Source organism: Xenorhabdus bovienii (assembly GCF_024721015.1).
Lineage (GTDB): Bacteria > Pseudomonadota > Gammaproteobacteria > Enterobacterales > Enterobacteriaceae > Xenorhabdus > Xenorhabdus bovienii.
Genome location: NZ_JANAIF010000088.1, coordinates 1 through 12,663, shown reverse-complemented (window position 1 = coordinate 12,663; position 12,663 = coordinate 1). Strand labels below are relative to the sequence as shown.

At 37.0% G+C, this 12,663-nt stretch carries 8 protein-coding genes, 1 tRNA gene and 1 pseudogene; 3 read left to right on the top strand and 7 right to left on the bottom strand.

The features are described from left to right. Positions 1–373 precede the first annotated feature (373 nt). Positions 374–1,612: a hypothetical protein gene (locus NXS07_RS16930; protein ID WP_258087197.1), complete on the top strand. Its 1,239-nt coding sequence runs from the start codon at positions 374–376 to the stop codon at positions 1,610–1,612. Between the two features lie 466 nt (positions 1,613–2,078). Here the strand turns inward: NXS07_RS16930 and mobQ are convergent, their stop codons facing one another. Continuing rightward, a complete protein-coding gene (gene mobQ, locus NXS07_RS16925; protein WP_258087196.1) occupies positions 2,079–3,596 on the bottom strand; it encodes a MobQ family relaxase in 1,518 nt (505 codons plus the stop codon). 813 nt (positions 3,597–4,409) lie between these two features. On the opposite strand from mobQ, the gene NXS07_RS16920 reads away from it, so the two are divergent. Continuing rightward, on the top strand, positions 4,410–4,754 hold the full coding sequence (locus tag NXS07_RS16920; protein WP_258087195.1) for a hypothetical protein: 345 nt from the start codon (positions 4,410–4,412) through the stop codon (positions 4,752–4,754). Positions 4,755–4,770: 16 nt separating this feature from the next. Beyond that, positions 4,771–5,076, top strand: a complete 306-nt coding sequence (locus tag NXS07_RS16915; protein WP_434461050.1) for a conjugal transfer protein TraD — start codon at positions 4,771–4,773, stop codon at positions 5,074–5,076. Positions 5,077–5,531: 455 nt separating this feature from the next. On the opposite strand, the gene NXS07_RS16910 is transcribed toward NXS07_RS16915, so the two are convergent. From NXS07_RS16910 to NXS07_RS16885, 6 genes and pseudogenes are all read right to left on the bottom strand, one after another. Next, a complete protein-coding gene (locus NXS07_RS16910; RefSeq protein ID WP_258087193.1) occupies positions 5,532–8,441 on the bottom strand; it encodes a type III restriction-modification system endonuclease in 2,910 nt (969 codons plus the stop codon). 2 nt (positions 8,442–8,443) lie between these two features. Beyond that, a complete protein-coding gene (locus NXS07_RS16905) occupies positions 8,444–10,387 on the bottom strand; it encodes a site-specific DNA-methyltransferase (protein ID WP_258087192.1) in 1,944 nt (647 codons plus the stop codon). Between the two features lie 11 nt (positions 10,388–10,398). Then, the gene (locus NXS07_RS16900) at positions 10,399–10,683 is read right to left on the bottom strand and encodes a hypothetical protein (protein ID WP_258087191.1); all 285 of its coding nucleotides are present in this window, start codon (positions 10,681–10,683) and stop codon (positions 10,399–10,401) included. A 178-nt stretch (positions 10,684–10,861) separates the two neighbouring features. Continuing rightward, positions 10,862–12,109, bottom strand: coding sequence for a tyrosine-type recombinase/integrase (locus NXS07_RS16895; protein ID WP_258087190.1), 1,248 nt, complete (start codon positions 12,107–12,109; stop codon positions 10,862–10,864). A 179-nt stretch (positions 12,110–12,288) separates the two neighbouring features. Beyond that, positions 12,289–12,364: transfer RNA gene (locus tag NXS07_RS16890), tRNA-Phe, on the bottom strand. A gap of 130 nt (positions 12,365–12,494) precedes the next feature. Continuing rightward, positions 12,495–12,593 (bottom strand): annotated as a pseudogene (locus NXS07_RS16885) (transcriptional regulator); the annotation flags it as partial. Positions 12,594–12,663: the final 70 nt, after the last annotated feature.

The window sequence follows — 12,663 nt, the reverse complement described above, 5'->3', positions numbered from 1 at the left end:
TGACAAGATCATGGGTACATTCATTGAGCGTGAGCATTATCTATTTTAACAATAATCTCTATATTGAATACACTACCGGCTGTTGGGTTTGTCGCAGGTAAGGCAATTTTCTCTGATAATCTTGTGTTCAAGAGAAGAATGTAGAACATTCTAAGTTTAATAGACCACACCTATGGATATGATGGTGTGGTTATATTTATTCCACAGGTTTTAATTCACTTTACCAAAAATATTTTTTCATAAAATTAAATCTGGTTAATTAAATGTTAGGATTAAAATAAATCATGGCGTTAGATATCTAGATAGTGACATAAGGATTTTTTCTGATACATTATGATAAGTTCTTATCTGTAAATCTAAAAGGATTGGAGTGATGTTTGAGAAAAAAAACTATGACAAGGAAATGTTATATATTACAAAAAGAAATAAAGCTCATACTTGCTTATACCCAAATTGCAAAAATAGGGCAATATATTCACATGCCATATCAAAATCCATTTCCATAGATAAAATTGCTGAGGGTGGGCATGTGAAAATATTTAACCCTATACGATATGGAAATGATAAAATACCAAGATTTTCAGATCTTGGTATTAATGATGCATCTGCCTTCAATGGTTTTTGTCACGATCATGATAGTCTGTTTAACAATATAGATGAAAATGAGATAGATAATATCCGAGACTTATATTTTCAAATTTATCGTTCCCTTTCATGTTTTTATTATTACGAAAAAATTGGCGAGGTATTATATCCAGATATTGACGCTAACGAAGCGTTTAAGACTTTCGTAGATGCTCAAAGCACTAAAGATACAATGAACATAGATCAAGAAAAACTCAAGAGCATCATAATTGATACAATAAATAAGACTAATAATATAAAAAATGATGAGTTAAAGAAAACAAAAAATGAGATAGACAGAATTAGAAGATACTTCCTAAACAATATTCATGAATTAGATGAGGGTAAATATAATAATAGGAGCTTAAATGAAAAGGGTACAGAGTTACAAACAATAAAATTCAATGATTTCGATTATGTCATTTTTTATTACATTACAGACTTTAAGATTCCAGTTGCAATAAATACCATGCATAATCTTAATTATTGCGGGCGTACATTTTTATTTCTTTACATTGTTATTCCATATGAAAATTCCAATATTATTATTGGGGTAATCGAAAAGGATTTACCTCATGAGTATTATGATAGGATCATAAGCTTAATTGATGATGCGTTTAAGGATAAATTGGCTACATTAAATTTCATTGAAACTTTAATTATAACATCACCTGATGATTTTTATTTAAAGCCTAGTGTCATCAATGATATGGAAGAAAATAAACTAGACTTTATTTTAAATGATTTCATGTTCTTGCATGAATTTCTAAGTTTTGATAAATACTTTACTCAATATGACGCTTCCATATTTGATGAGCTAAGGCGTAATATTATTTCAGAAAATAAAAATTCATATAGTACACATGAGTTAGATAAAATCCATATGTTTCCCGAGAGAGAAAGTAATGAGGTAAGAAAAGTAAAAATGATGGATAAGATAAAAAATGAGAATGTAATAATAAATTCCTTAAATAAAGGGAATAATTAATATAGACAAACATATTGAATGCCACGTAGTCAGCAGAAGCTAAATAGTTGCGCACTATGCCACTATACTTGCCATTTATTGACATATAGTGGTTGCGTAAGGGCACCATATCACAAATCAGATGCAGCGCCGTTTGGCTGAGCGAACAGCCTAATCTCTTGTCCTGCAAGGGCTAGTCAAAAGTGGTGCAATATGTATTAGCTCGGCTTTTTTTGCCGAGCGTATTCTAAAGAACCATAAACCCCAACAACTACCTGAGACACAATATCAAATACGGTATAAAGGGATATTTCCTGAGTAATTTCCTCTCCTTTCCCGATTCTGTAAGTAAATGTTGTACTATGTAGAGTTATCAAGAAACGGTCTGTCATTTTTAAACCCTCTGATTTTATATAAGACAAGAATTATGTCTGGGGTTCTCTGTTTTTCAAGTTCAATGAACGAGGTCAGTGCGGTAAAAATCATCTCATTTTGGTGGGAAACCCGGCGGTCTTAATTTTGGTTCGCTGCGCTTACCAGATGAGAGTGTAGGTATATACTTCGGTGTGTTATAGGGTTGTTCAGATTTTTTCACACGGCTTGGGAAACGATTAATTTCACTTGCAGCTGGTTTAGAAGCGCAGGTCTCAGTTTGTTGTTGTTTTTCATCATTGAATGATGCACGTTGTTCATATTCATTACGTGAAACATAACAGCCTAATACCTCATCAAAGACGTAGTTATCAGCAATACGTTTATCATGTTCCTCACTGATAATATCAACTTTAATTTTGTCTGTTTTAGCCCATATAAAATTATCCCTGATAAAATCGACTAAAAGGGCAATGAAACGTTTAAAAATATTATCCTGACGCGGAGTAGCCTGTTTCCTCTTAACACGTTCAGGGGCGCTTCTGGATGCCTTGTTTGGGTTTTGAGAGATGGATGTTTTCAAATTAGTATTTGTTTCAATATCAGAAATACTGACCGATGGTTTCTTACCAGCAACAACCTTACTGACTTTGGATTTATCACGATAGGATTTAACACCCCTGATGCGAGTATGAGAAGCTGGCGCTACCAGCACAGGTCTTTGCGGTTCATTGGCAGAAGAACCGGAGCGTGTTTCAGGTAATACAATCTCTTCTGGTTCAGCAAGATGTGTAATCGTAAAGCTTCTGACATCAACGACGATTTCAAGGTCAAGTTCGCTGAAGGTCTTATAGACTTCAACCGCTTCCTGCTTCGCTGCGTCACGAACTGCCTGTTCTGCGGCTCTTTGTTCCTGAGCTGCTTGACTACGCCATTTGGCACTGTGGGTACGTTTCATTGCAGGGCGGTTTGTTTCAGCCGCTTTAGCAAGCCATAATGCTTTTTCTTCATTATCAAGAGCAACTGTTGCTTTCTCTAATGCTTCCTCATGCTGGGTTTGGAGAGAACGATGGTCAATACGTTCTGATGAACCAGCAGCAGCAAGGTAGCTGTTAGCCATAGATGCCCATGATTCACGCCAAAAAATAGACATTTTTCTGTCGTTCCAGCTTCTTTCTTTTTTACCAAAACCTTCAGGGCCTATGGTTTTTAATGTCAACATAACGTGAGCATGAGGATTCTCGCTATCGAGATCGTGGAAAGCGATATCGGCAATCATGCCTTTATCAACGAAATTTTTCTGACAATACTCAAGGGCAAGTTTTTTCTTGTCGTCATTGTTTAACTCGGCAGGAATAGCAACATCGAAATAACGGGCTGTCTGACCGTTATTTTGGCGCTCAACTCTTTCAACTTCATTCCACAATGATGTGGAGTCTTTTACAATATATTGAGGAGCATTAACAGGAGCTAATATGAAATGTCCATATAAATCAGTACGGCGGCTATAATCATACGTATCACCTGTTCTTTCGTCTGTTATACGTGTACGGGCATGATAGGCAGCTTTCGCAACGGAAGATCTGCCCTCACTTCGTTTCACAATTTTAAAATCAAGATGAAAAATAGCCATACAATAAAAACAACCTCAATATAAATTTAAATATCAAACCAAAATATAAATCTCCAATGCGACTATGTTGGTTTTAGTTTTTCGTAAGAAAAACTCTGGTGTTGACGTTGACCTTGTTTCCGAAGGAAACGGTGTTAGCCTGCGGCAGGCAACCGTCGGTAGACCCCACACGCTCACGAAGTGAGTGTATAGGTGGGCATTGCTTTATTTTTATATCTCCTAAAGGAGCTAAAAATAAAGCAATGTAAAAAGTTTCTCTATAGTTAAATAATAACGCTAGTTTATATGTCTGTGAAATTAACGGGGCTAGAATCGGATGAACGGCTGAAGTAGTATAATAATATTGGTTTTTGGTGTTTAGATAGCGCCCGTAAGGGCAAAAAGAGTGATTTTCCTCCCGCCGTAAGGCTGGAAAGCTGAATTAAGATAAAATAGCGAAAATAAAAATTACTTTTACGTGTTGCATAATTCACAGGTTAAGAGCTGAAATCAGAATCAAAAGACAACAGGTGAAATTGCTTTCATTTATTTGATAAAATAAGTAACGCGATGAGCATTAGATATTTTAAGTTAGTGATTGCACTCGTATGTGTTGCACATTTTTATTTTGATCTTGCTGTTATCTCGTTTTTAAAACCAAAACTCCATTTTTTAGGGATGAATCCCATAATTAACAGGACAAGCCTGTTCAGCAGGTGATTGTTTTAGACAATCCTTTAGTGCTGCTAACTTTGCTTTTTAAAAATACAATATTTGACGATATTCTTCTTTAGTGATATTCCATTATTTATATATCAAACTAAGGAGATAATTATGAGTGAACAAATGAACTATGTTTTAAATATTGATACTTACATTTTACAGAACAGTCATGAAAAGATCACTGATATATTTATGACTAAACATAAAGAAGCTGTAATAGAACACTGTGGTTCCGATATGGAACAATTCCAGTTTTACTTTGAAGCTGGACTACATGCAATTGGAGTATGGCAAATGCAGGTTGATGCGGGCACCTGCAACAATGAAGAAGAAGAGGTGTTGAGATTCTTTAGTGAATTGGGTCCAGAGGATGCTGGAAAATTAACTGAGTCCATTTTACAGTTCAGTGATGTTCTCAATATGAATGATGTAGATATAATAATATATATTTCTTAAGTTAAGGATGAACTATATGGATGATAACAGCAGAAAACCAAGAACAGAAAAAACAATTAAGCAAAAAATAGCATCAGCGCAGATGCGACTGAATCGCCTTAAGACAAAAGAGAAATCTTTATCAAAGAGTGCTGAGACACGCCTGAAGATCATTCTTGGTGCTGAAGTAGCTAAAGCTGTTGGCTGTAAAGTAGAAGAGGTGGATAAAGAGTTAATATTTGGACTGATATTACAATCATCGAATATTAATGCGGAGGCTAAAGCAAGAATTAAATTACGAGGGAAAAGATTTCTTGAGGATATGGTGGGTAGGCAGGGATGATATATTCATAAAAGCGAAGTGAGATTAATTTTTGTTGTAGCGATTAAAATGAGTTAGTGACTCATCATAATAATAAAAAGTCGTTATATACTTTGTCCTGATATTCAGAAATATAACATGAGATATAAGATAGATAAGGTGTCAGGAACTTGGTTTAATACTCCAGACTTTTCATAGCGGATTAAAGTCCTTCGTAATTAGCTGTTATGATAATATTTTTTTAAAAATAGTTAAATATATTTGACAATCAGTATTTAATGTCGTATTTAATAAGAGTTCCTTGAGAATATTCACTTCATGAAGTGTCTGATTGCCCCATATATGGGGAGTGGTTTACAGCCCAATGGGCTGATTGCGTTGCCCCAAGTATGGGGATATATATTCTCTCCAATGGAGAGTTCCCTTTAAGGGAAAACGAAAGGGCCGTAAGGCCCTTTACCATGTATAAAATGTCATCATCCAACTTGTTTAATCAGTTCAACTATTCTGTCTGCAGAAAACTGTGTTTTAAACTCGACTTTGACAGATTTACTTATTTGATTGAATAGCTCTTGTGCGTGTTTTATCTTGCGATCTTCTTCAAGTCGTAAGCTATCCTTTCCATCTACATTTTTTGTTTCAATGATAAAGTTTAAATAATCACCTTTTGTTGTTTTGACAACATATGCAAAGTCAGGGGAGTACGTGTATCCACCTGCTACTGGGATCTTAATGGAGTTCTTCGGTATCTTTGTAAAAACAGCTACAGAGTGGATCTCCCCATCTGTTATGTTGAGTCTTTCAAGCTCTGAGTCATAAAAGACTTCTTCAAAAAGATAAGAATCCAATGGTGGCTTTGTATTATCCTGCAATACCCCAAGATCACTCGACGACACCTCGTTTAGAGGATTTCCTTCTTCATTAGTGAACTTCGTAGGATGAATTGCACCTGAAATAACATTATATCCAAGACTGAATTTGTTAAATGAATTGTTCAGAAGATACTTACTAAACCCAGATTTAATCTTTCTGATTGTCTGAATATTCAGGTAGTCAGTGATATTGATAGTGTCTTTTATATCACAAAAAACCTTATGTAAGGTATTGTGTTTAGCAAAAATAGTTTGTGATAAGTTATCAAGAAATTCCCGATAGCTCATTGTGTTTAGTTTAGCAAAGTTATCATCATCACTGATAATGCTTTTCGACATTGCCGTATCATTATGGATGTAAATCCTATCTATGCGAGTATGAACGCCTGATTTAGTAAATCTATCTGATTCTTCGAGCATAAATGACTTGAATATGGATAAGAATTCATTCTCGCTGTTTATCTTATACTCAATTACTGCTTTTTGATTGATCAGATCCCAAAGCTCTTTCAGTTCACTGAACTTGCCAACACGCATTTTAGTACGTTTTTTTCCATCCGTGGCTTTTTTGATTTTGCTTGGTTTCAACCCGGTAGGGAATGCAGCAGGATATTTGGCTTTTAAGCGACTATAGGCATCGTAATCTTTGAAGTTTTCATTATCATCAATGATTTCAGCATCAAAGATCTCATTCATGAGTGTTCTGGATGAAAGCTCAGGATACTGAGATAAGATTTTATCCTTAATTTCTTGAGTAAACTTACTTGGAACAGTTTCTTTGAAAGAACTATCATTGACCTCTTTTACAAGAGAATCAACAAAATCTTTTTCCGTAAAATCAACATAGTAGTTGAGTGTGAAATTGCGATCTTTCACTCGGCACATGTATTCATTCACGGGAAGACGCAAACCACGCCCTACCTCTTGAAGTTTAGATGTGGTGCTACCGCTCGAACGGAGCTTACAAATCTGAAAGACATTTGGGTTATCCCACCCCTCACGCAACGTCCATTTAGAGAAAATGAAACGGCGAGGATTCTCTAAAGACAATAAAAGCTCTTTGTCATGAAGGATTTCGTTGATTTCCTGCTCAATTTTATCATCTTTATCACTGTTATCTTTTGAAAAATAGCCACCATGAACAGAAGGTATATCCTTAACAGTTTTTTCAAGGTAGTTTCTATAAAACTCATCTTTCTCTGCTTTTAACAGTTCATTAGCTTCTGCCAAAACGTATTCTTCGAACTTAGTTTTCAGGCTTCCGGCAATATCATTACCATCACGATAGCCTTCAATGTCATCAATGAAGAAAAGAGTAAGGGGCTTTATGCGTGGCCTTTGTGTCAGATACTCTTTTTCTAACTTAAAGTGTTCTTTGACAGCTTTACGCATCATGTTATCAGCAAGTGTCTGATCGTAAGAATAGGGGTTTATCGAGCTACCAATTTTTAGCTCAATACCATTACTCAACACTGCTGTATTCTTGTTTAAAGCATCAAGAGTTAAATCATGGATCGCACTATGCGTCTTAGATAGTGATTCACCTTTGGCTAACTTGAACGTTTTTCTATTGCCATTTTCATTCAGTTCAAATGTAGCTTCTTTGCCGTCAGATTTGACGAACTTGAGATTAGCGCTACCATCACCAACAATATCTTCAATGTAAGCATCAATACCTTTAACAAGATCTTCATTGAATGCATCCACGGCTGTAAGACGATAAACTAAGTTCTTATAGCCTTCACTAAAGGTTGCGCCATAGCGGATGATATATTGTGCATTAAATTTTTCAATATTTTCCCATGTCTTTTTAGCCGTAGGAAATTTATGAGGCTCATCAATGATAATGAATGGTTTTATCGCACTAAGTGCAGAAAATGGGGTATCAAACAGGTTATCAAGCAAGCCAACATCATAAGTGTCAATTAAAGACTTAGAGTTAATCATCCCTGAGTTGATCACAAGAACGTGTATATATTTCTTATTGAAATTACTTGCTTCAACAAAATCATGGATAGCTTGAGGCATGTATGATTTTGTATTTTTACCAGAACTTTTCTGACTTTCAACAACGTAAGTCTTTAGTTCACGCTCGTAATCATCTCGAAAGTGTTCTTTTAAAGCATCACTTTTTAAGAAATTTACAGTTCCTGCTTTGATTGAAAGAGTAGGAACAATAATAATGAATTTATTAATTCCAAAGGATTTGTTCAGGTCAAAAATTGTTTTGGTGTAAGTATAAGTTTTACCTGTACCTGTCTCCATAGAAACATCAATTACGTTGCTTTTAGCATCGTAATTATCTTTTGAGTGCTCAATACCATTGAACTCCTGAACATTTTTTATGTTGTTGTAGTATTGTTGTTCAGATAGATTCAGTTCTGGATTAGCTAACAGGCGAATAGCAACATGATCCGTCTGATGAGGTATGGCGGATACAAAGACATTCATCACCGCATCAACGCCAGCCTTTTGATGAGGTAAATTCTTTTCGAATGTGAACCCTTTAGACATGATTAGTTCCTTACCACCAAATCTAAATCAATAGATTTTTTATTAGCATAACTTTTTAGTGCTTCATTGAGTTCCATCTGTTTCGCACTTTCGAAGTTGCTGCCATAAAATACAACTTTGTTAGGGGCAAAGTCTTTGTCTGAATCCAGCTTTTGAAGTAAAGCTTTCAGTGCTTCACTGGTGAAATTAGGCGCAATCAGATACACACGACCATCGCACAAGTGCGCTTTATAACCATTAAGATCAACATCTTCAATAGGTGTTGTCAACAAACTGCCATCATACAGGCACCATGTAGTCAGTAAGGAGTCATATTGTTCAGGAGTCAATACTGCATCATCAAAAAATGTATGGTTAGAAAGCGTTAGCTCAGATTCATCTTTCACCCGAAAATCATCAACTGTTTCAAATGATTTGAATCCTAAATTTCCTTTGTAATCAATATGCTCTAAGCCTATTTTTTCACAAGCTCTTTTCAGTCGTTCTTTTGTAATATCAAAAATCGTTTCAAAACCTGATTTAAATGCAATGCTATCTTTAGAGCATTTTTCTGGGATCTGAACTGTTATGAAACTTCTTTCTGAATTTTCCTGTGCATTAAGTTCCATGACTGCATGGGCTGTCGTGCCAGAACCAGCAAAGAAATCAAGAATAATGTCGTCTTCTTCAGTACCTAAAACTATACACTGCTTCATTAGTTCTAATGGTTTAGGGAACTGTAAAACTCCACTCATTTGTAACTTACCTGATTCAATAGTCCCTTGTTCATTTATAAATTTAGTATCAAACCAAATTGATTTTGCCTTGGTGGTACTTTTCCTTGATTTTTCATAAATGTTCCAGCCGCCATCACGTTTCTTTTTTGCCCAAACGGTTTGTGGTTCACTTTCAATACCTTCTTTCTGGAGTTTATCTTTGCCCCATCTCCAACAGCTCTCCACACCTTCACTATTCATTGGATATACAGGAGTTGTACACTCTAGAGTTTCAGTTAAGGATATTTTTGAAAGACCTTCTTCATTTATATGATTTTCATCGACATAGATGGGATAGAAAAGATTCGGTCGATTATGTTTTCCAAATTTAGGATTGCGATTTCTAAGTTCCCAAAGATCATATGCACCATAAGAATCCTCAAATGGGAGCTTTCCGCCCACTTTCTCTAACTCTCCGAGATTTGATTTATTTGATTTATAGTAAACTAAAATATACTCATGGCATTTAGCTATTTCCTTGTAAGTTTGGCCACGCTTATTTGATTGTACTATTATTTGAGATAGAAAATTTTCTTCTCCGAAAATTTCATCACATAAAAGTTTTAATTGCGCGATTTCATTATCATCTATTGAAATAAAGATAACGCCATCTTCGCGGAGAAGTTCACGAGCAATATAAAGACGGGGGTAAATGAATGTCAGCCATGCACTATGACTACTTGAACCTTTGACAGTAAAATTGAGGATACGTGTAGCCTCATCAAGATCGATCCCTGCCAATTCAGAAAGCTGTTCTGCCGTGAAATTACGCTCATCATTATATACAAATCCATCTGAACCAGTATTATATGGTGGATCAATATAAATCATTTTAATCTTTTCAGAATAAGCATTAACCATGTGCTTTAATACTTCGAGATTATCCCCTTTGATTAACAGATTCTGACTGTTTTTGTTCTCTACACGTTGGTTATGATTTTTATCTTCTGCCAACAAGGTTTTGGGTGGTAGGTTAGCCAACAGACGGGCATAGGACTTACCCAGCCAGTTTAAGCTGTATGACTCTTTAGAGAGTTCAACATCCGATGATTTGACGATCTCAAGCAACTTTTCTTGAATGAAAACCCCGTTTTTATCAAAACACTGCGGAAAGTTAGCCTTTAAAACAGCAATTTGCTTACTGTTAGCAGTTTCAACTTCTGAAAAAATCGTTTCTTTTTGCATATCCATTTTAAACCTGATTATTTATTGTTCGATTTAGTGGTGTTTTTGATTGAAGCTTCACTTAAGCCTATGCGTAGTAGTTCTGCAGCTGCACCATCTATGCTTTTGAAGACTCGTGCTTCGTAAGGCTGTCTGGAGCTACTTAAGACTAATGGCTTACCTTCCCACTCTGAACCATCAAAAATCACGGTATACTCGCCTTTAGAGCCTTCTATTGTTGCTCTATCAAGTAGACCTGATTTGACTCTTTCCTTAGCCATCGAGCTAAGGACAAAATTTCCACCATTAAGACCTGATATCATGGTTATTCCTCGGTATTTAATACTGCTACGATATCAAATATTGCTAAAAAATCATAATAGAATGGTGTAGTTGCCATCAATCAATGATGGCTATTCAAATATATTCAAAACAAAGGGTTACATGCTGCTATGTGATGGGTTATCAAGCTGTTAGCCTTGAATTTCAAGCTCAAAACGATCACCTGTGGGCAAACTCAAACGGCCTGAGCGCTCTTTCTCGATTGGCATCAAGATAGTCAGCCCACCACTGAAGCATTAGTCTCCGCTCATCGAGATGTTCAGCAAGATGGATATAAGCAGCGCGAACGTTATTACGCTCCTGATGGCTCATCTGACGTTCAACTGCATCTTTTGACCATAAGCCGGATTCAATCAAGGCACTACAGGCCATAGAGCGGAAACCATGACCACAAACTTCTGTTTTGGTGTCATAGCCCATTTTACGAAGCGCGTTATTGATGGTGTTTTCACTCATGGGCTTATAGGCATAATGATCACCAATGAAGATGATTTCCTGATCGCCACTGAACTTCTGGATTTCTCTCAGAGTGGCTAAAGCCTGCTTGCTTAGTGGGACGTGGTGAGGGGTTTTCATCTTTGAGCCACGGCTGGAGTATTTTACTCCTTGCAACTCGTTACGTTCGGCTGGAATGGTCCAGAGCGCATTTTTGAAATCAATTTCAGACCAACGGGCAAAACGCATCTCACTTGAACGAACAAAAGTCAGTAAAGTGAGTTTAACTGCCAGACGGGTTAGCAGTCTTCCTCTGTAGCTCTCAATACGGCTGAGAAGCTCTGTAATGCGTTCAAATGGTAGAGCCGGGCGATGGACTCGTTTTGCTGTTGCAATGGCACCTGCTAAGTCCTGCGCAGGATTACTATCGATAATACTGTTATGGACAGCATATCGCATGATAGCGGTGATACGTTGCTGGAGACGAGCAGCAATCTCAAGATGCCCGGATTTTTCAGCCGCCTTAATTGGTTGAAGTAGGTCACGGGTTTTGAGGTCGGTAATGTTTCGTTTACCAATAACAGGGAACACATGGTTAGTAAGGCTGTTCAGCACTCTCTCTGCGTGAGTTTCTGACCAGTTGATGTTGCTTGCATGCCAGTCTCTGGCAACGGACTCAAAAGCAAGAGCGCCGCTTTGCTCTACCTTTTCTGATTTTTTCTTTTCGGAGGGGTCAATACCAGCAGCAATTAATCTTCTGGCATCATCTCTACGGTTACGGGCATCAGCAAGAGTGACAGCAGGGTAGACTCCAAGAGCCAGTAGCTTTTGTTTTCCTGCAAAGCGGTATTGTAGACGCCAGTATTTGGAGCCATTAGGATGAATAAGAAGATGCATACCGTTGCCGTCAGTGAGCTTTACAGGCGTGTCGGCGGGCTTGGCATTTCTTACTTTGACATCAGTGAGAGCCATCGTTTACCCCTCCCTGTGATGGTACAAAACGTATCGAACTAACAATACCAACAGATATACCATCAAGGCAATGTGGATGTTGATGAATGTTAGTGAACGTCAGCGAGGGGGATAAAGTAGATAGTTTGTTGACTTTAAAAAGAAAAACGGACGTCAATGGACGTCCGTGTATGAATAAGTGGTGCCCGGACTCGGAATCGAACCAAGGACACGGGGATTTTCAATCCCCTGCTCTACCGACTGAGCTATCCGGGCTAACGGGGCGCATTAAACCGCATTCAGCTAAATCCGTCAATGACTTTCTGCGAAAAAAACCGTGAAAAACGGTTGGTTGCTGTATTTTCATCCCAATTTAGTGTGGTTATTCAGATTGGGCTGTTTTTTATTAACTGAATGCGCCATTTTTTCGGCATTTTGCAATGGTCAGAATATCCTGTGCCAGCAATTTTGCCGTTATTACATCTTCAAGTTCTCTTTTTACTAGGGACTGTTGATGTTTTATGTTCATAAATCAATCAGCCCACATTGGTAACCAAACGAGAGTAAATGCCAGT

What these genes read in the sequence shown, in the direction of transcription:
- NXS07_RS16920 (WP_258087195.1), top strand. Translation starts at nt 4,410, where the DNA reads ATGAGTGAACAAATGAACTATGTTTTAAATATTGATACTTACATTTTA.
- NXS07_RS16930 (WP_258087197.1), top strand. Translation starts at nt 374, where the DNA reads ATGTTTGAGAAAAAAAACTATGACAAGGAAATGTTATATATTACAAAA.
- NXS07_RS16905 (WP_258087192.1), bottom strand. Translation starts at nt 10,387, where the DNA reads ATGGATATGCAAAAAGAAACGATTTTTTCAGAAGTTGAAACTGCTAAC.
- NXS07_RS16910 (WP_258087193.1), bottom strand. Translation starts at nt 8,441, where the DNA reads ATGTCTAAAGGGTTCACATTCGAAAAGAATTTACCTCATCAAAAGGCT.
- NXS07_RS16900 (WP_258087191.1), bottom strand. Translation starts at nt 10,683, where the DNA reads ATGATATCAGGTCTTAATGGTGGAAATTTTGTCCTTAGCTCGATGGCT.
- mobQ (WP_258087196.1), bottom strand. Translation starts at nt 3,596, where the DNA reads ATGGCTATTTTTCATCTTGATTTTAAAATTGTGAAACGAAGTGAGGGC.
- NXS07_RS16915 (WP_434461050.1), top strand. Translation starts at nt 4,771, where the DNA reads ATGGATGATAACAGCAGAAAACCAAGAACAGAAAAAACAATTAAGCAA.
- NXS07_RS16895 (WP_258087190.1), bottom strand. Translation starts at nt 12,109, where the DNA reads ATGGCTCTCACTGATGTCAAAGTAAGAAATGCCAAGCCCGCCGACACG.